This is a genomic window from Pseudoalteromonas sp. NC201, from assembly GCF_002850255.1.
Classification (GTDB): domain Bacteria; phylum Pseudomonadota; class Gammaproteobacteria; order Enterobacterales; family Alteromonadaceae; genus Pseudoalteromonas.
Map to the genome: position 1 here is coordinate 3,867,961 of NZ_CP022522.1, position 18,003 is coordinate 3,885,963.

The window sequence follows — 18,003 nt, forward strand, 5'->3', positions numbered from 1 at the left end:
TAACTATCGCTGCACAGCTAGCTGATCACCTCCGTTTAGGCCACTAATAACAATCGTTTTATTACCTGTCTCTTCGCCCAACCTGAGGTAGCGTTTGTGAAGCTGGCCACTTTCTATTACCTCAACCATCGCCAATTGACCATACTTGCTGATCATATTCGTTGGAATTTGGATAACCGCCTGCTCGCCAAGCACAAGTTCAACCAGCGCGTACATGCCAGGCACCACATTTTGCAGCAAAGGCATATCCAATTTAATAATAAAGCTGCGCGCTTGGCTGTCGGCAATTGGCACCATTTCCGACACGCGCGCGGTTTGGCTTATGTCTAGCGCAGGTATGCGCACCTTAATCTCGCTTCCTAACTGAATATGCTTAACTTGGCTCTCGCGAATTGGCGCTTCAATCTGTAATTGTAATGGGTTGAATAACGAAATAATGGCGCCACCGGGGCTAACCATGCTGCCCGGCTCTTGTAAGCGCGCCACCACTTTACCCGAAATAGGGGCTGTGATTTGCGTGTAACCCAGCGCGACTTCAGCACTACGATACGCTTCTTGCAATGCCTTATCTTGCGCTTGTAACTCGTTCACTGTGGCTTGCCACTCATCCACTTGGTTAATCGCGATAAGCCCTTTTTCATTAAGAGATTTATTGCGTACTAACTGCTTAGTTGCTTGCTCTAGCTTAGCTGAATTTGCCGCTTGCTGCGCTGCCACTCTTTGCAGCTCTGCTTTAAGCTCTGCATCATCGAGTGTTGCTATCAGCTGTCCCGCAGTGACTTTATCACCGGCTCTGACGTTAAGCGTTTTAAGCTCCGCCAACAACCGACTGGACACTAACGTATTTTCTTTTGCGACCACACTCGCGGGAACTTGTTCAATCATCGCAATCAGCGACTTTTGCACGGTATAACGTGCTCCTTGATAGGCGGGAAGTTCGGACTTATTGCCCGGAGCTAGCTTATTTTGGAATCCACCAGCAAGCCATACGACCATCAATAATAGGCAAAAAATAGCAAGAACAGGAATAAAGATTTTATTACGGGACATGAGAAAACTCCTGAACTGATGAGGCATTAAGGGGTTGATTAGGTGTCGATGATGATTTGAATACTAAATAGTAAACGATAGGCACGACCAACAGTGAAAATAACGTTGAAGCAATGATCCCGAAGATAATAGCAAGGGCGAGGCCACTAAAAACGGGATCTAAGATAATCACTAAATTGCCTAATAACGTCGTACCTGCTGTAAGTAATACCGGTCGCATTCTTACACTTCCCGCCGCAATCAATGCATCGATAAGTGCCATACCAGCCGCTCGAGACTGATTAATAAACTCCACCAAAATCAGGGAATTTCTCACCACTATTCCGGCCAGCGCTATCATCCCTATCATCGCGGTCGCTGTAAATAACACGGGCTCTGGCGCACCTGAAACCACACGCTCACCAAACTGGTTGAGTAACCAAAAACCCGGCATAATCCCTATCATAGTAAGGGGAATAGCCGACATAATGATAAGTGATAAGCTACTAGATGCCGTTTGTACCCGCAGGATGATAAATATCGCCACCAGTGCAAACGCAAATGCGATCCCCATATCTCTAAACACATCTATGGTAATGCGCCATTCACCTTCGCCTTTAAAGGTATAATGGGTTCCCTCAAACATTGACCAAGTGACTCCTCCGCCACTGTGTAAAAAGGTGCGAGATGCCCAATTGCTCGGTGTTATCTGTTGGTTTTCATCCGCAACCACATCGGCAATCACCTCAGCTGGCGTGCGGCCATTTAGCTCCGCAAACACATAAATCACCTCTTGTAGGTCTTTTCGAAGGATCACGGGAGCCGTAGGAATAGCTGTTAATTCGCCCAGTTCACCAATCGCCACAAGGGGTCTCGCAGCCTGCTCTAAGCCGTATTCTTGAGTGGTTTTAGCCAACTCCTGACGACCACGAACTTGCATCGCTAATACGTTTTGCCATTGATTACGCTGCGCGTAACTCACACCTAACTCGATGGGCACCGTTGCGACCTCACCTTGAGTATATAAAAAGCCTGCTGACATGCCGCTGCTTGCAACCACTAAAGATTGATTAATATCCTCTGTGGCCACACCTGATAACGCAGCCTTTTGTTTATCAACCACAAACCGCTTTAGCCATGTTGGCGAAGCCATTGAGGTGTCAACCTCAACCACATGTGGCTCCTGCCTTAAACGATGTGCTAACCTCTGGGCTGCTTGCTCTTGCGTTTCACGAGCAACAAACGGATCTGCATAAACCTCAGCAACGAGTGTACTTAATACCGGAGGTCCCGGCGGCACTTCCACCACTTTTACTTGCGTCAAAGTTTGGTTAAAAGGCTGAAGCTTTTCACGCAGTCGCATGACGATGGCGTGAGATTGATGTTCGCGTTCACGCTTATCCACCAGTAAGACTCTAAGTTCGGCAAGATGAGTACCACTACGACGATAATAGCCTCGCACCATACCATTAAAATCCATACTGGAAGGCTTACCGACAAAAGCGGCGATGTCGGTCACTTCAGCTTCTGACCAAACGATTTGCTGTACTTGCCTCGCCATTGCGGCCGTTTGCTCAAGGCTGGTTCCCTCAGGCATATCTATCAGTACTTGGATTTCACTTTTATTGTCAAACGGCAGCAATTTCAGTGGTACGGCCCTAAAAATAGGAAGGCTCACACTCGCAACAAATAACCCTAACACACCCCATAATAACCATTTGGCTTTGCGGGGGTTTTGTAAAATTGGCAGCATGATTTTGCTGTAGTACGAGTCTTGAGGCGCGACTTCACTTGTTTTTGAATCCGCTTTGAGTAGCTTTTTAGATAGCCAAGGCGTTACTAAAAAAGCCACTAACGTCGAGGCAATGACACTAACAGGGACGTTAAATGCCATGGGTGCCATATATGGGCCCATCATGCCAGTAATAAACGCCAATGGAATAAACGCCATGATGATAGTTAACGTTGACATCAAAAGCGCAGATTTGATCTCGACCATAGCAGCGACAATATTATGATCTGTGTCAGCTGCCGCGCCGCGATGAATAAAGCGGCTAATATTATCAATCCCAGTGATTGGGTCATCGACTAACAATCCCAGCGACAAAATAAGCGCAAACAAGGTGACCCGATTAATGGTGTAACCAAACGCAAAATCCAACCCAAGTGTAATGCCATAGCAAATTGGCACTGCAAGACCAACAACGATGGCAGGCCGCCAACCTAAAAATACACCGACAAATACCACAACTGTAAATACCGCAAAGGCCAAGCTAGAGGTAAGATTATTGACTTTGTCATTGGCCGTCTCGCCATAGTTTCTTAATACTTTTACCGATACCTCAGCAGGAAGGAGCTCCTGTTGTAGCTGGGTCACAAGCGCTAAACTTTGCTCTGCAACCGTTACCGCATTACTTCCCTTTTGCTTCGCCACGCCAATCGTCACTAATGGTGCATCAGCCTGGCTGCCGCTGCTTGCTAACCACTGATAGCTATCGGGCTCACTAGGACCATCAATAACCCGAGCAACTTCTTTTAAAACAATGGCACGACCATTAATTACATTTACCGTGAGCCCTTCAAGTGCCGACTTATTACGAAGGACATCACCTGATTCAAAGGCAATTGTGTTACTGCCTGCCGTCACTTGCCCGACTCGTGTCACTAGATTACTACTTTGGATAGCACCTAAAACATCCATTGGTGTTGTTTGATGTGCGGCAAGCGCAGCTAAGTTCAACTCAACCCTAAGTGCTCTCGTGCGCCCGGTAATAACCGTAACCTCGCTGGTATCTGCAATGCTCTGTAACTGGATAGCTAGCTCTTGTGCAAAGCGCGTTAGCGCGTAGTCATCATATAGTTGCGGCTTGGAACTTGTCAGTCCAAGCATAAGAATCGGAACGTCATCGACTTCTATTGGACGGATCTGCCACTGAGTGACAATTCCCGGCATAGTATGCTGGTTGGCATACAGCTTAGTGTAGGTGTTGAGAATGGCTTTCTCTCTGTCTTCACCCACATGAAACCTTAAAGTAACAACCGTGCCGCCGGTTTGGGTCGTAGAATAGACGTGTTCAACGCCTGGAATTTGCAGCAGTAACTTTTCAAGTGGAGTGGTGACCAATCGTGCCACTTCTGGTGAGGCAGTATTTGGTACCGACACATGAATATCCAGCATAGGCACCACTATTTGTGGTTCTTCCTCTCGTGGTGTCATTTGCAATGCAAATAATCCAAGTACCACAGCGCACAAGAAGATAATCGTTGGCAAGCTGCCTTGTAGAGCATACCGAATGACACCATCTAACTTTTGCATCTCAGTCGTTCCTAGTTACTCTGCACTTGAGGCGCAGAACAGCTGATATAAACTCTCGAGTAGTACAGCGACTCGGCTATCTTTAACATGATAATAAATCGTCGCCCCCTCACGCCTAGTCGCCACGATTTGTGCCTTTCTCATGCTGGCTAAATGTTGTGATAAGGCAGACTGCGCTAACGGCACCATTTCGTTAAGCTGGCTAACACTGAGCTCTTGCTTTTGCAATGCGCACAAAATCATCAAGCGATTTTTATTCGCCATAAGCTTTAACAAGGCTTCTGCCTGTTCGGCATTTTGCGCCATTTGCTGAAGATCCATGTTGACTCCCAAAAAATAAATGCGCTTAAAGTATAGACACAAACATTAGCAATGTCTAATATTAGAAATATCTAATATTAAAGGTGACACTCATTATGACCTTACATCCTCTACTTAGATTAATCGCTGGTGTTATGTTTGCCATTTCTTTACTGCTCACACATTTTGTCAACCCACATTGGGTTTGGTTTAGTGTGTTTATTTGTGTCAATTTAGTGCAGTCTGCTTTTACAAACTGGTGCCCTATGATCGTTATATTGAAGAAACTTGGCATTCAGGAAAGGTGAGTCATAATGAAACCGATAACCCAATAAGGAGCTATATATGCTGATATCTGCCCAAGATGTATTAAAGACAGTCAAGCCTAATCAACGCTGCATTGACGCGGTACAAGCAAAATCAGAGATTGCACAAAACAATGGTCTGGTTATCGACGTGAGAGAGCCGGCTGAACACAGTCAAAAGGCAGCCAACGGCACGGTAAATATCCCAAGAGGATTGCTAGAATTTAAGCTTCCAGAGCTGGAAAAAGACGCAGACAGACCAATTTATTTACACTGTGCCGCTGGTGGCCGTGCTATTTTTGCCGCAGAGCAACTAACTCGTATCGGTTACACCAATGTCAGCGTAATTACCTGCAAAGCTGAAGTGGTGTGTGACACGCTTTAAGCACATTATGACCTTCTTTTTATTGAGGCACTGAGTCACAAAACTTTATTAGGCTCAGTGCTTTTTCTGACTTCCATTTCTTACCCAACCTTAACATTCGCTATAAAAGTATTTAAATCATTAAGTTAATTAATTTTATAAATCTATTGTCATATGACAGTTTGAGCACTGACGTAAGCTTGTCGGCGTGTTTTAATGGAGAAACAGGCACAGTGGAGACAACAACTTAACGAGAGTTCAATATGTCTGACTTAAAAAAGCTAGAAAGAGCCACCTACAAAGTGTATTTCCAAGATGGAGATCATCAAATTACGTGTTGTGCAAATGCATTAAATTGCACTCAATATGTTTTCGTCGACGATGTTTGCGTTTCTCAAAAACGCCACTTACTCGGTGATAGTACCCATAAATTTACTTATGCAGATCAAGCCTATGAAGCTAGATTTTGTTTAATTAACGGGTTTACTTTTGAAACTGAGTGCCTACTACTCAAAGGAAAAAAAATACTTGGTCGCCAGTCAAGTCCCCCTCTGAACGATCAACTGACCTTAGCCAAGGTCATATTCACTTTTATGGGCTACGGCCTGGTTGCAGGTTTTTGTATATTTACTCTCGCGTACTACTTGGGACGCTGGTACGGCAGCACCGTACTTTAAGTTCGTCAAGGAGGAGATAATGCAAATAAATAATAATACAGTAAAGCTGTTGCGAACCGAAAAGAGTTGGACTCAGCAACATTTAGCAGATGCCTCTGGAGTAAGTCTACGCACAATTCAACGCGTCGAGAGCGACGGGACAGCAAGTAAAGAGACTGTAATGAGCTTGTGTGCGGTGTTTGAAATCTCCCAATCCAAGCTTATTGACTTGGCCGACATGCTCCATAATAAAGAAAACAAAGAAGAAAAAACAGTGAGTTATCATTTATTCTTGTTTACTGCAATCCTATCCCTAAGCGTTGGGGGCGTTATCGGCGCAGGCCTGATTTATCTGATAATTCGATAAATACCTTATTCTTATAGCAGCCGAAATCCATAAAAAGGAGTGCTCAAACATAGCACTCCTTGATTTTCTTACGCGCGGTTTGGAATAATTTTAATTTCGACTCGGCGATTTTGTGCCTTACCTTGCTCGGTGCTATTGCTCGCGATTGGCTGAGACTCACCCATGCCCTCTGCGTACAAACGCGCAGGTAGTACTTGCTGTGATAATAAATACTGCTTTACGCTATTTGCGCGCTGTTCAGACAAAGTCTGATTGAAGCTCGCTGAACCAGTAGAGTCTGTATGTCCGACAATCGTTAAGAATGTCTTATCGTACTGCTGCATCACGCGTGCAATGCCTTGAAGTGTATTGTAAAAACCAGGGCTGATAGCTGACTTACCTGTCGCAAAGGTTATGTTTGATGGCAACACTAAGCGCATTTGATCGCCTTCACGAACAACCTCAACACCCGTACCAGCAAGCTCTTGGTTAAAAGCGGCTTCCTGCTTGTCCATATAGTTACCAATCGCGGCACCTGCAATTGCCCCAACCGCAGCACCAATGGCAAGACGCTTATCTTTGTGGTTACCTGTAGCTTTACCTAACACCGCACCGGTTGCAGCACCAATCGCCGCACCTTTACCTGTGTTATTCATTTCACATCCAGACAAAGCAACCACAACAGCTGCACCAATTAACATATTTCTTGCAATCATCTTCCCACCTGAGTTCGTTTCAACTTGATTGTCTATATTGTTGCAATAAACAATTAACTCTGGCTGAAGCCTTGTTGGTTTTTTTAAGGGTGAGCAGGGACTAAGTCGCTTATATGCTCAGAAACTGGTGGCAGTTTATATTTTGCAACCACAGCATCAAGCTGCTTTCTCTTAGCCAATTGCTTCATCGTTAAACGAATGGTTTGCGCAAGCTCGGTGCCGCTGAAGCGTTTGCTCATCGCCATATGGCCATAAATCGGCTGAGCGTGGTGATAGGAGACTTTTTTCAACTTTTCAATGGGCTGACCAAGCACTTCCATCGCCACCTCAGCGGTGTCTTCAACTGCGATCACTAGGTCAACACGTCCTTTAAGCAATAAATCAAACGCCACTTGCTCACTAAACACAGGGACTTTATTGAGTTGACGGTCTTCATCAAAGCGAGGGTAAAAAACGCCCCCACGCATCACTGCAATCCGCTTGGTATAAAGATCCGTATATTGCTCCACCCGAATATCGCTGTCTTGTTTAGCGTAGAATACAAACGAAGATGTCAGCGCCATGTAGGCGGGTTCGACAAAGTCGATTAACTTTTCTCGTTGAGGCGTACGGATCAAGCCACCCATGACGTCTACTTCACCTTGCGCTATCATCCGCATACAGCGTGAGAAAGGACAGGGAACGGCATTTATTTGATAATCAACACCAGCTTGAGCCTGTACCGTTGCCAATATATCTAAGATTAAACCTTGCACTTCACCATTGTCTTCAATAATGCTATACGGTGGCGCGTGATCAACAGCGACATTGATTTGCTGAGCAAAACAAGAGAAGTTCGCCAACAAAAAAAGTAAACAGGGCGATAAAAAAGTCATTCGCATAATACTTATCCAACTGAGGCGCACCAGCACCAAAAGTCATAAATATGTCATATAAAAATGTGAGGATACAAGGTTAACAATATCACAAGGTACACTATGTTTCTGAAAATATTTTATCAGTTTTTGTTATTAGGATGTACGAGCTTTGGGGGACCTGCAGCCCACCTTGGGTTCTTTAAAAAACACTTTGTCGATAACTTAAAATGGCTGAGTAACGAGCGCTATGCCAGTATGATCAGCCTGTCACAAATACTGCCAGGGCCGGGGTCCAGCCAAGTCGGATTCGCGATTGGTTTAGAAAAAGCTGGAATACTAGGAGGGATCGCCGCCTTCTTAGGGTTTACGCTACCGTCTTTTTTGCTCATGATCATGCTGGCATTAACCGCTGAGCAGCTTTCGGGCACTGCGTTGAATGTCATTGATGGGTTGAAGTTGTTTGCTGTTGTTATCGTTGCCGATGCGGTACTGAGTATGGCGAAAAGTTTTTGTAAAACCACAGCACTCAAATTCGTCGCATTTTTCGCCACATTCACACTGTTGATGCTGCCAAACTTAAGCGCGCAGTTGGGTGTGCTTATGGTGCTTGTCGTTGCTGGTTACTTTTACTCATTCAGCAATGCGCCAAGTAAACCGAGTCAATCAAAAAGCCAAATCAACTGGTCTGTATTTGCGCTATTTATTGGCCTATTTGCGTTAACCTTTGCCGCGCTACCAAATCAACTATTTGCCGAGTTTTATCAGGCAGGTGCTTTGGTTTTTGGTGGTGGTCACGTCGTGCTGCCGCTGCTACAAACCAGTGTCGAGGGGATCGCGCAAGAAACCTTCTTAACGGCTTATGCTGCCGCGCAAGCCATTCCAGGGCCGATGTTTACCATCGCAAGCTTTTTAGGCGCCGTTGTCGACAATACCCATCCCATTTTGGGCGCAGCGATTGCGACGCTCGCTATTTTCTTGCCGGGCCTACTGTTAATGTGGGCATTTAACCAACAGTGGCAATCACTTATTGCATTGCCACTGTTTGCAAGTATTAGCGCGGCCTTAAATGCCGGTGTTGTGGGAATTTTAGCCGCTGCGTTTTATCAACCAATTTGGCTTTCTGCGGTGCATAGTTTGCTCGATATCACCGCGGTGGTATTAGGCTTTGCAGCACTAAAATGGCTAAAGCCCGCGATATGGCAGTTGCTTATTGCCTTTATGGTGTTTGGGGTTATCGCAGGAAGTGTGTAGGCCACGCTTGAGTGGCCTTGATGATTATTCTGAAGTTGCGTCTGGTTTGCTACCGGCGCGCACTTTCACGCGGTGTGCGCCAAAGTAATCACTCACGCTTTGATATGGACGTAACCCAAATGCTGGCATTACGCTTAGCATGTAGTCCAAAATATCGGCTTGTAGATGCTCATAAAACACCCAGCGTTTATCGCGACTAAAACAGTAAAACTCTAGAGGCAAGCCATGTTGCGTGGGGGCAAGTTCCCTGACCATACATAAACAATCTTGATTGATGGCATCATGCAGCTTCAAGTAGGCCTCTGCATAGCGTCTAAATAAGCCTAAATTGGTGATATCACTGGGTACATCGTCAAGCTTTTCCAGCAGTGGATATTGCTCGGTTAGCGACGCTCGCTTTTGCTCAGGCAACGGCTCAATGCTAGTAAAATCAATATGGATGGCGCGTTTGATGCGGCGTCCTGCTGACTCTTGCATGGCACGCCAGTTTTTAAATGAATCAGAGATCAACATATAAGTTGGTATGGTGGTGACGGTGTTATCCCAGTTACGTACCCTAACGGTATTTAACCCCAGATCTATCACCTCGCCGTCTGCGCCAAATGCGTCAACTTGGATCCAGTCGCCAGTGGTTACCAGTCGGTTGGCTGCTATTTGAATACTCGCAACCAATCCCAAAATCGTATCTTTAAATACCAAAATAATGACTGCCGCGATAGCACCAAAACCGGAAAGAATATAGGTCGGTGATTTATCCACCAAGATACTGACCACCAATATAGAACAAACTATAAATATCAGTAGCTTAATTACTTGAATAATCCCTTGGATCGGCACTTCTTTGGCGAATGGAAAGAGGTTATAAACGCCATTCCCTAAATTGACTAAACTACTAAATAAAAACCCAGATGACACCACCAACATAACGTACACTAGTGTTTCCATCACGATAAACACCCAAGCAGGCGCGACAAATAGACGCTCGTGGTAGGCGGAAAAGACCAGTAAACACAATACAAAGGCAAAGCGGCCGCTAAATTTACTTAACTGAGGGGAAAGGTGACCAATTTTACGCGGTGAAATATGGCGCGCGAGGTTTTCTACATTGGGTAGCACTAAACGGCGGATCACCCAATATAAAAGCAATAACCCAACAACCGCGACACCATTGGTGAATAAAGCACTGATCACAGTGCCCTGCGGTAACTCTTTTAACCACGGTTGAACGACATCATGAAGGTGATCAAACTTCATAGCTGTTTTAGCTCCTCATTGAGCGTGTCATTTGGCTCAGTCGAATGCAGCCAATGCGCTTCGAGTTGGCAATCTTTGCGTTGCCAAACTTCATTCATAAAAGATTGAAACTGTACACGATAAGCTTTATCGGCTTGATAATTACCAAGTGGCACTTTCTCCATCGCGATGTAGTCTATTTTTACATCAATTGCATCCAAGCGTCCAAGCGTAAATGCACGGCAAATATGCTCACCCTCTAACTCATAAGCCAAAGTCGCGTTGAGCATACCGTCAAGTTGCTCAGATAACACTTCTAGGGCAAACGCTACACCACCCGCCTTTGGTTTGAGCAGATGCTTAAACGGACTATTTTGATGCGCATGTTTGGCTTTAGTATGACGAGTACCTTCCACAAAATTAATTACCGTTGTGGGATGATCACGAAAATTGCGACAACTGGCTTTGGTACGCTCTACATCCATCCCTTTAAGCTTAGGGTTTTTGGCGATCTGCGCTTTACTCGCACGTTTCATAAATGGCATGCCCATCGCCCATGCACCAGTACCAATGAAAGGCACGTACTTTAATTCATCTTTTAGGAAAAATTTAGGTGCAGGTAGTACCTCCATGGCACTAAGCACAACGATATCAAGCCAGCTAAGATGATTGGAAATTAATAAATACCACCCTTGAGCGTGTAATTCTTTTGGCAAGCTCACTTGTATTTTGTCGCACGCGATGCGCAAACCGAGGTAATTGCCTTTACACCACATACCGTAAAAAAAGTGCAGTGCTGTAGAGATAAACTTAACTGGCACAAGCAATTTTATGATGCCAAACAATAGCACCAATAAACCACAAACAAAGGTATTCACCAGCAGCCACACACTGGCCGATAGCCCGAGAAACCACTTAGGTAGTATTTGTTTTAACATCACAACATCCTTCTACTACTTTTTATCGGCAAGCTCCACAAGTTGTGCGTCTTTGGCTTGCCACAAGGCGTTTAATTCGGATTGGAAACGCACTCTAAATTCGGGATCATTCGTGTAGTCGCCGACCAAGTTTGCACTGACCGGCATTACTTCCACCTGAACATCTACTGACTTCACTTTACCAGCGATAAAGTCTGCAAAAGTTGGTACACCACCGGGATAATGGATGGTGACATTCACCACTTTGCTGATTTGCTCACCCATGGCTTGCATCACAAACGCGATGCCTCCCGCTTTTGGTTTAAGCAGGTGTGTGAATGGGCTTTTCTGCTTACTATGCTTGGACTCGGTGTAACGCGTACCCTCAACGAAGTTTACAATACTCACAGGCATTGTTTTAAACTTTTCGCATGCTTTTCGCGTCGTTTCTATGTCCTTACCACGCAATTTAGGGTTTTTCTTTAATTGCGACTTGCTGGTTCGCGTCATAAAAGGAAAATCGAGCGCCCACCAAGCAAGACCTAGCACGGGTACGTAAAGCAGCTCTTTTTTCAAAAAGAAATTCAAAAACGGGATTTTGCCATGAAGCACTCGCTGCAACACTAAGATATCCACCCAACTTTGGTGGTTGGCAATAACCAAGTACCAGTCTTTGCGTTTAAGCTCATCTAATCCGCTAACATTGAGCGTATACGGCGCAATGAGGTTTTGGCTCACTGAATTACACGCGACCCAGTTACTTGCGCACGCTTTAGCAATATAGCTCATGGCTTTTTGCAATGGTGGGATGGGCAGTAGCTTAATCAAGCCACAAATAAAGATCGGTATAAACCAAAATATAGTGTTAACGGCGTACAGCAAGATGCTGATCACTTTACGAATAAACGACATTCATTCCCTCATCGTGTTTTACGGCAGAGCTGTATCATACCTTGAAAGTCACACACAATTAAGCCGACCAGTTGGTCGGCTATAATTTATTCCATTTCACTATCTAGAAATCAATCTTCGAAGTAAGTATAACCTTCAAGTCCGGCGTTTAACTCTTGTAAATACTGAGCTTTAATTGACTCTGGCAACGACAACGCCGCGACTTGCTGTGCATAGTTCTCAGATAGTACCGCTTTGTCATAATGAACAAAGCGCAGTACATCTTCAACACTGTCGCCCTTGATGGCATTAGTGAGTTTATAACCCTCATCACAAAGCTCAACGTGTACTGAGTCTGTGTCACCAAATAAGTTATGTAAATCACCCAATATTTCTTGATAGGCTCCCACCAAGAACATCGCAACGTGATATTGCTCTCCCGGCACATACTCAGGAATGGGTAAACTTGACTCGATACCCGCGCCCTCAACATAACTGTTGATTTGACCGTCCGAATCACAGGTAATGTCCTGAATAATCGCTCTTTGCGTCAACGGCTGATTGAGCTTGTCGATAGGCATCACCGGAAATAGCTGGTCAATACCCCACACATCCGGCAGTGATTGGAACAACGAGAAGTTCACAAACAGTTTATCTGCCAGCTTTTCATTGAGGTCGTCTAGTACTTCTCGGTGTGCTCTCGCATTCTCATTTAAGCACTCACGCACTTTATGAAGTGTCGTGAAGTATAGCTGTTCAAGCTGCGCCCACTCTTGCATGCTGATCAAACCATGCACGTATTGGTCGTGTGCGTCGCTGAACAAATGCATAGCGTCATGATAAGTTTCTAAAGCCATGCGAGGGGTTAGTTGTGACAACGAATGCCATAACTCTTGCAACACCAATGGGCTGGTATCTAGTGGTTGCACCGGTTCGACTTGATTTGGCGCTTTTTCTACGTCAATCACATCCGTGATCAGCATCGCGTGATGGGCAGTTAATGCTCGGCCAGATTCAGTAATAATATCCGGATGCGGAATGTTATTAAGCTCCGCAATATCATGAAAAGCATGCACCACATTTTTCGCGTATTCCGCCACCGTATAATTCATAGAGCATGAACTACGAGAACCTGAGCCTTCGTAGTCCACTCCGAGGCCACCGCCAACATCAACGATACGCAGCGGAACACCTAGTTGGTATAGCTCAGCATAGTGACGCGCACACTCTTTAAGCGCACGTTGAATATCGCGAATATTGGCAACTTGCGAGCCGATATGGAAGTGTACCAACTGCATTAAGTGCAAACGATTATGCGACTTAAGTAGCTCAACCGCTTGCAGCACTTGGCTAGCAGTAAGACCAAACTTGCCTTTTTCACCACCGGTATTTTGCCACTTGCCCTTACCAACTGAATTAAGACGAATACGAATACCAATCGACGGTTCAATGCCTAAATCGTCGATTTCCTGTAATAAGGTATCCAGTTCAGAGAGCTTTTCAACGACTATGTTTACTTGATGGCCCATCGCTTGACCAATGCAAGCTAAGCGCAAGAACTCACTGTCTTTGTAGCCGTTACAGACAATGGTAATAGGTTGGTGTGCCACACCCAAAATTGCCATCAACTCAGGCTTAGAACCGGCTTCAAGACCAACAAGACCGCTCGGGTGAGCCAATAACTTACTGACAACCGAGCGCTGCTGATTCACTTTTATTGGGTAAACACAGGTGTACTGGCCTTGGTAATCACGTTGAGTTCGTGCGGCAGTAAATGCTTGAGTCAAGGTATCGACACGATGTTTTAAAATGTCGGTAAAACGTACCAAAACCGGCAAAGTTAGCCCCTGCGCTTTAAATTGCTCAGTTAACTCTGAAAGAAGAATTGGTGGCTTAGTGCGATCACCATCAGGAAACGCCACTAACTGGCCCTGTTCATTGATATCAAAATAGCCGTCACTCCAGTGAGTAACGTTATAGATAGAACGTGCTGTTTGCAGACCCCAAGTCATTGCTGCTCTCAATTAATTCTTTATAAAGCTTCATTCTAATACGCGAGGCAAGTCAATGCGACCTAAAGTTGCGTTTTCATTAGCTTACAAACCTTATAAATCGGCCATGGTTGATTAGAACTAATATGAGGCAAAGTACAAAATGTTGACTAAAATTGATTGAGCAAAGGCGCAAGCACTGGCAGAATTGCCTTAATTTTTATCAAGTGTGAACACAATCATGGCAAACTTAGAAGCAAACCGTTGGTTTACAGAAATTAGCGACCGCGATGGCAGCGCTTTTTCACTTAGAGTCAACAAAAAATTAGACGAAATCCAATCACCTTTTCAAAAAGTAGAAATGTTTGAAACGACGGATTTTGGTAACCTGATGATCATTGACGGTTGCACTATGGTGAGCACGCGTGAAAACTTTTTCTATCACGAAATGATGAGTCACCCGGCGCTATTCTCGCACCCAGCACCTACAAATGTTGTGATCATTGGCGGCGGCGACTGTGGCACATTGCGTGAAGTATTAAAGCACCCTGGCGTTGAAAAAGTAACTCAGATTGATATCGACGAAGTTGTGACGCAAATGTCTTTGAAATACTTCCCTGAGCTTTGTGAGTCTAATAACGATCCTCGCGCAACTGTAATGTTTGATGATGGCATCAAATTTATGCGTGAAGCCGAAGCAGAGTCTATCGACGTTATCATCGTTGATGGCACCGATCCTGTAGGCCCTGGTGAAGGTTTATTCAACCACGCATTCTACAAGAGCTGTTTAGCAGCGCTTCGCACTGGTGGTATCATGATCCAGCAAAGTGAATCACCACTGATGCACATGCCGTTGCTACTAGAAATGCGCGATGCAATGTTGGAAGTAGGCTTTGTTGATCTGCAAACCCTGCCTTTCCCACAGCCGATCTACCCAAGCGGTCTGTGGTCAGCAACGATGGCGCGTAAAGATGAAAAGTTTGCCGGATTCCGCGAGCAAGATGTTGATAACGCAACATTTGATACTGAGTACTACAACACAGGTATTCATAAAGGAGCATTAGCAACACCTAACTTTATGAAGCGTGCTTTCGAAAAGTAGACCGAATCAAAACATAAACTTAATTGTTAAAGTGTAGTAGCTCATATCTGCTCCTACAGCCTTGATGGTTCGGTTAATATTTCACCTGACCTGAAGTTATGAGCGAACAACAGACGTTCGCTCTAGCTCGTTTTTGGACAAAAACGTTTTCGGTCGCCGGCTGTATTAGATGACTTTCGCATAAAAATTTCTATGGGCTAGCGCCGCCAGCACGCGCGGCTTTGTAGTGAAGGTGAAGCCGCAACAGAAAAGCCGTCGCTGTGCCTGACCTTGTTATGACTACTTCGCTCGCTTGATGACACATGTTTCAGACCTAACAACGACATTGGTAGCTCGTTTTGCCATAACTGCTCAAATATATCTTTTTGCAAAGGCAACAACTTTAGAGCGCCTTGCCCAGAGATGAGCCAATAATTACTCCAAAACTCATGATAAGAGCTGCCGCAACAAATGCCGCTAACACAATCAGGCCCGTTTTCTGGGCTTTTGGTACTGAGCTCCACCAATTTTTAATTTCATTAATCATAAATCTTCCTTAAAACAACCGCACGCGAAGTTACTTAGCCTTAACATTTTAGTATTTATGCGACACGCAGTTTGTGTTGCATAATCACTTGTTGGACTGAGCCGCTACCTGCTCGGTGTGACAGAGTTGGTGTTGTTTATGCTATAGCTTACTTAGAAAAAATAGGCTTTTTGGAGGCTCTCACTTTCCTAGCTAGTGTTATGTAAGCTTTCCCTGCATTGCTCAGCGCTTATTATGTATTCATTACACCTAAATTTGCCTTAATAAGCAATTATATTTTTTACTCGTACAGAGGCAGCTAGCCTGAGCAATTAAGCAGGTTAACTAATTGATTTTGAGCAGCTATCGAGCTGCTAACTCGTTCGGTCTACTTTGGTCGTTGTTGCATCTAACTTGAATGCGCCAATTAGCCGCAAGATACCTGCTCGACAATGCTGCAAGGCCAATGCTGTATCAGCGTCACGTTTTCTGTCTTCGCCTTCTCAACTTCACCTGTGTGTGATTCTTGTGACTTTATTAATGCTAACTTTCGCTTGCGACATGCATTAGCTACTCATTTACTACAAAGTGGTGCAGATATTAGAACCGTGCAAGCTCAACTTGGTCATTCCGATGTGAAGACAACGCAAATATATACTCATGTTTTACAGCAAGGCGCAAACGGTGTTGTTAGCCCTTTGAGCAAAATTTTCTAGCTTGTTTTGGTGTAAATCGCTGAGGTGTAAATCGCTGACACCCACCACTAATTTGCACCTTCCAAATATACCGCCTACGCTTTAATTCTGCACTCAAAGGATTGAGGAAACCAAACTATGGCAACTGCCCGTAAAAGACAAATCAGTTTAACCGACACCAAATACTACCACTGTATCTCCCGTTGCGTAAGGCGTGCGTTTCTGTGCGGTGAAGATAAATTTACCGGAAAATCATACGAACACCGTCGTGATTGGGCTGAAGAAAAGCTATTGATGTTGGGGTCTGTGTTTTGTATTGATGTCTGTGCTTATGCGGTGATGAGTAATCACACTCACATTGTTTTATATGTTGATGATAAAAAAGCTAAGCGCCTGTCGGATAAAGCGATTGTAATACGGTGGCACAAGTTGTTTAAGGGCAATTGGATAAGCCAAAAGTTTACTGAAGGTGAGCCACTCAATGAGTCGGAGCAGTTGATACTCAATGAGCATGTCGCCAAATACAGAGAAAGGCTCGCAGACATTAGCTGGTTTATGCGAGTACTCAACGAAGATATCGCCCGCCGAGCAAATAAAGAAGATAATTGCGCAGGTCGATTTTGGGAAGGAAGATTTAAATCCCAAGCATTACTGGATGAAGCCGCACTGGCTGCTTGTCTCGCTTACGTAGACTTAAACCCCATTAGAGCCAAAATCGCCGCAACGCCTGAAACCTCAGACCACACCAGCATCAAAAAGCGCATCGACCACGCTAAACGGGGTAATCAACCAAAAAGTCTACTACGTTTTGCTGGCAGCCCACGAAAACGTATGCCTAAAGGCCTGCCTTTTGAGCTCAAGTCTTATATCGAATTGGTTGAACTCACAGGCCAATGTATTCGCGCCGACAAACGAGGCTATATTTTTGAGTCACAACCCATACTCACTCGACTCAATATAGAGCCTGAGAACTGGATAAAACTCACTACGCAGTTTTCTCGGGTATTTCACGGTGCCGTTGGTCGAGAGCGAACAATAACCGCTTACTGCGAAACACTGCAAAAACGACGACGGACAAACCTAACAAACTGCGAGCGCTTGTTGGCTTAGCAAAACTCACATTCTCAATTCTAGAATTTCTTACTGTTGTATTTGCAGCGCGTTGTCGTGCGCGATAACCCAGTTTTAGTGTAGAGATACGCTTGAGCGCTAAAAAATAACCTATCGATAAACGTTTTTGACCAAAATTATTGGAGTGTTTACATGCTTTTTTACTTCACTTCCTCAACTTTGATGTTAATAGTGATGGGTGTCGCTTATTTTCCTAGGTTGTCGAATATCTCGACTACCTTGTACTTAAACGTAATGTGTCGCCTAAAACACAAGCGACAGCGTTAAATGCATTATCTTTTCTGTATAAGCAAATAATTAAACAGGATTTGTGTCCTAATCTTGTAAATCGCTGACACCCAACACTAACTTGCAATGGAAGTGCTTTCATACTTTTTTACTTCATCTCCTCAGCTGTG

General features: G+C 44.7%; 18 protein-coding genes and 2 pseudogenes. 9 read left to right on the forward strand and 11 right to left on the reverse strand.

The window, feature by feature from the left end:
* Nucleotides 1-3 precede the first annotated feature (3 nt).
* Genes PNC201_RS16960 through PNC201_RS16970 form a run of 3 tightly spaced genes read right to left on the reverse strand, consistent with a single transcriptional unit; the run spans nt 4 to nt 4,666 of the window.
* Nucleotides 4-1,050: an efflux RND transporter periplasmic adaptor subunit gene (locus PNC201_RS16960; RefSeq protein ID WP_102057690.1), complete on the reverse strand. Its 1,047-nt coding sequence runs from the start codon at nt 1,048-1,050 to the stop codon at nt 4-6.
* A complete protein-coding gene (locus PNC201_RS16965; RefSeq protein WP_102057691.1) occupies nt 1,040-4,345 on the reverse strand; it encodes an efflux RND transporter permease subunit in 3,306 nt (1,101 codons plus the stop codon). Before PNC201_RS16965 ends, PNC201_RS16960 begins: the two co-directional genes overlap by 11 nt.
* Nucleotides 4,346-4,360: 15 nt before the next feature.
* A complete protein-coding gene (locus tag PNC201_RS16970; RefSeq protein WP_017218369.1) occupies nt 4,361-4,666 on the reverse strand; it encodes an ArsR/SmtB family transcription factor in 306 nt (101 codons plus the stop codon).
* Nucleotides 4,667-4,800: 134 nt separating this feature from the next.
* Between PNC201_RS16970 and PNC201_RS16975 the strand changes: the two genes are divergently transcribed.
* The 4 genes from PNC201_RS16975 to PNC201_RS16990 all read left to right on the forward strand — a co-directional run bounded on the left by PNC201_RS16975 (nt 4,801) and on the right by PNC201_RS16990 (nt 6,337).
* Nucleotides 4,801-4,953, forward strand: coding sequence for a YgaP family membrane protein (locus PNC201_RS16975; RefSeq protein ID WP_083229929.1), 153 nt, complete (start codon nt 4,801-4,803; stop codon nt 4,951-4,953).
* Between the two features lie 37 nt (nt 4,954-4,990).
* Nucleotides 4,991-5,335, forward strand: a complete 345-nt coding sequence (locus PNC201_RS16980) for a rhodanese-like domain-containing protein (protein ID WP_010606829.1) — start codon at nt 4,991-4,993, stop codon at nt 5,333-5,335.
* 242 nt (nt 5,336-5,577) lie between these two features.
* A complete protein-coding gene (locus tag PNC201_RS16985; RefSeq protein ID WP_102057692.1) occupies nt 5,578-5,991 on the forward strand; it encodes a hypothetical protein in 414 nt (137 codons plus the stop codon).
* A gap of 19 nt (nt 5,992-6,010) precedes the next feature.
* Complete coding sequence (locus PNC201_RS16990; protein ID WP_010606831.1) at nt 6,011-6,337, forward strand: helix-turn-helix transcriptional regulator; 327 nt, start codon at nt 6,011-6,013, stop codon at nt 6,335-6,337.
* A gap of 68 nt (nt 6,338-6,405) precedes the next feature.
* On the opposite strand, the gene PNC201_RS16995 is transcribed toward PNC201_RS16990, so the two are convergent.
* Both PNC201_RS16995 and PNC201_RS17000 read right to left on the reverse strand, forming a co-directional pair.
* Nucleotides 6,406-7,032 (reverse strand): OmpA family protein, encoded by a 627-nt coding sequence (locus PNC201_RS16995; protein ID WP_010378204.1) that lies wholly within the window; start codon nt 7,030-7,032, stop codon nt 6,406-6,408.
* 83 nt (nt 7,033-7,115) lie between these two features.
* Nucleotides 7,116-7,913, reverse strand: a complete 798-nt coding sequence (locus PNC201_RS17000) for a substrate-binding periplasmic protein (protein ID WP_102057693.1) — start codon at nt 7,911-7,913, stop codon at nt 7,116-7,118.
* 96 nt (nt 7,914-8,009) lie between these two features.
* On the opposite strand from PNC201_RS17000, the gene chrA reads away from it, so the two are divergent.
* Nucleotides 8,010-9,140 carry a chromate efflux transporter gene (gene chrA, locus PNC201_RS17005; protein ID WP_102057694.1) on the forward strand — a complete coding sequence of 377 codons (1,131 nt, stop codon included), beginning with the start codon at nt 8,010-8,012 and terminating at the stop codon, nt 9,138-9,140.
* Between the two features lie 24 nt (nt 9,141-9,164).
* On the opposite strand, the gene PNC201_RS17010 is transcribed toward chrA, so the two are convergent.
* From PNC201_RS17010 to speA, 4 genes are all read right to left on the reverse strand, one after another.
* The gene (locus tag PNC201_RS17010; protein WP_102057695.1) at nt 9,165-10,394 is read right to left on the reverse strand and encodes a mechanosensitive ion channel family protein; all 1,230 of its coding nucleotides are present in this window, start codon (nt 10,392-10,394) and stop codon (nt 9,165-9,167) included.
* Nucleotides 10,391-11,311, reverse strand: a complete 921-nt coding sequence (locus tag PNC201_RS17015; RefSeq protein WP_017218365.1) for an acetyltransferase — start codon at nt 11,309-11,311, stop codon at nt 10,391-10,393. The genes PNC201_RS17010 and PNC201_RS17015 overlap by 4 nt, the downstream gene beginning before the upstream one ends.
* Nucleotides 11,312-11,326: 15 nt before the next feature.
* A complete protein-coding gene (locus PNC201_RS17020; protein ID WP_010378193.1) occupies nt 11,327-12,202 on the reverse strand; it encodes an acyltransferase in 876 nt (291 codons plus the stop codon).
* A gap of 110 nt (nt 12,203-12,312) precedes the next feature.
* The gene (speA, locus tag PNC201_RS17025; RefSeq protein WP_045964779.1) at nt 12,313-14,193 is read right to left on the reverse strand and encodes a biosynthetic arginine decarboxylase; all 1,881 of its coding nucleotides are present in this window, start codon (nt 14,191-14,193) and stop codon (nt 12,313-12,315) included.
* 220 nt (nt 14,194-14,413) lie between these two features.
* Here speA and speE point away from each other — a divergent pair, with 220 nt between their 5' ends.
* A complete protein-coding gene (speE, locus tag PNC201_RS17030; protein WP_102057696.1) occupies nt 14,414-15,274 on the forward strand; it encodes a polyamine aminopropyltransferase in 861 nt (286 codons plus the stop codon).
* 382 nt (nt 15,275-15,656) lie between these two features.
* Here speE and PNC201_RS23295 read toward each other — a convergent pair whose 3' ends face one another.
* Nucleotides 15,657-15,800 (reverse strand): hypothetical protein, encoded by a 144-nt coding sequence (locus PNC201_RS23295; protein ID WP_158299133.1) that lies wholly within the window; start codon nt 15,798-15,800, stop codon nt 15,657-15,659.
* A 353-nt stretch (nt 15,801-16,153) separates the two neighbouring features.
* Nucleotides 16,154-16,353, reverse strand: a pseudogene (locus PNC201_RS23740) (IS91 family transposase); the annotation flags it as partial.
* On the opposite strand from PNC201_RS23740, the pseudogene PNC201_RS17040 reads away from it, so the two are divergent.
* The 3 genes and pseudogenes from PNC201_RS17040 to PNC201_RS17050 form a co-directional block, all read left to right on the forward strand.
* A pseudogene (locus tag PNC201_RS17040) lies at nt 16,334-16,495 on the forward strand (tyrosine-type recombinase/integrase); the annotation flags it as partial. The pseudogenes PNC201_RS23740 and PNC201_RS17040 overlap by 20 nt on opposite strands.
* A gap of 117 nt (nt 16,496-16,612) precedes the next feature.
* The gene (locus PNC201_RS17045) at nt 16,613-17,584 is read left to right on the forward strand and encodes a transposase (protein WP_102057698.1); all 972 of its coding nucleotides are present in this window, start codon (nt 16,613-16,615) and stop codon (nt 17,582-17,584) included.
* A gap of 257 nt (nt 17,585-17,841) precedes the next feature.
* On the forward strand, nt 17,842-17,940 hold the full coding sequence (locus tag PNC201_RS17050; protein ID WP_233525188.1) for a hypothetical protein: 99 nt from the start codon (nt 17,842-17,844) through the stop codon (nt 17,938-17,940).
* Nucleotides 17,941-18,003 lie beyond the last annotated feature (63 nt).

Excerpts from the sequence above, each read along its gene's own strand:
- PNC201_RS16960 (WP_102057690.1), bottom strand. The coding sequence starts at position 1,050 with ATGTCCCGTAATAAAATCTTTATTCCTGTTCTTGCTATTTTTTGCCTA.
- PNC201_RS16965 (WP_102057691.1), bottom strand. The coding sequence starts at position 4,345 with ATGCAAAAGTTAGATGGTGTCATTCGGTATGCTCTACAAGGCAGCTTG.
- PNC201_RS16970 (WP_017218369.1), bottom strand. The coding sequence starts at position 4,666 with ATGGATCTTCAGCAAATGGCGCAAAATGCCGAACAGGCAGAAGCCTTG.
- PNC201_RS16975 (WP_083229929.1), top strand. The coding sequence starts at position 4,801 with ATGTTTGCCATTTCTTTACTGCTCACACATTTTGTCAACCCACATTGG.
- PNC201_RS16980 (WP_010606829.1), top strand. The coding sequence starts at position 4,991 with ATGCTGATATCTGCCCAAGATGTATTAAAGACAGTCAAGCCTAATCAA.
- PNC201_RS16985 (WP_102057692.1), top strand. The coding sequence starts at position 5,578 with ATGTCTGACTTAAAAAAGCTAGAAAGAGCCACCTACAAAGTGTATTTC.
- PNC201_RS16990 (WP_010606831.1), top strand. The coding sequence starts at position 6,011 with ATGCAAATAAATAATAATACAGTAAAGCTGTTGCGAACCGAAAAGAGT.
- PNC201_RS16995 (WP_010378204.1), bottom strand. The coding sequence starts at position 7,032 with ATGATTGCAAGAAATATGTTAATTGGTGCAGCTGTTGTGGTTGCTTTG.
- PNC201_RS17000 (WP_102057693.1), bottom strand. The coding sequence starts at position 7,913 with ATGCGAATGACTTTTTTATCGCCCTGTTTACTTTTTTTGTTGGCGAAC.
- chrA (WP_102057694.1), top strand. The coding sequence starts at position 8,010 with ATGTTTCTGAAAATATTTTATCAGTTTTTGTTATTAGGATGTACGAGC.
- PNC201_RS17010 (WP_102057695.1), bottom strand. The coding sequence starts at position 10,394 with ATGAAGTTTGATCACCTTCATGATGTCGTTCAACCGTGGTTAAAAGAG.
- PNC201_RS17015 (WP_017218365.1), bottom strand. The coding sequence starts at position 11,311 with ATGTTAAAACAAATACTACCTAAGTGGTTTCTCGGGCTATCGGCCAGT.
- PNC201_RS17020 (WP_010378193.1), bottom strand. The coding sequence starts at position 12,202 with ATGTCGTTTATTCGTAAAGTGATCAGCATCTTGCTGTACGCCGTTAAC.
- speA (WP_045964779.1), bottom strand. The coding sequence starts at position 14,193 with ATGACTTGGGGTCTGCAAACAGCACGTTCTATCTATAACGTTACTCAC.
- speE (WP_102057696.1), top strand. The coding sequence starts at position 14,414 with ATGGCAAACTTAGAAGCAAACCGTTGGTTTACAGAAATTAGCGACCGC.
- PNC201_RS23295 (WP_158299133.1), bottom strand. The coding sequence starts at position 15,800 with ATGATTAATGAAATTAAAAATTGGTGGAGCTCAGTACCAAAAGCCCAG.
- PNC201_RS17045 (WP_102057698.1), top strand. The coding sequence starts at position 16,613 with ATGGCAACTGCCCGTAAAAGACAAATCAGTTTAACCGACACCAAATAC.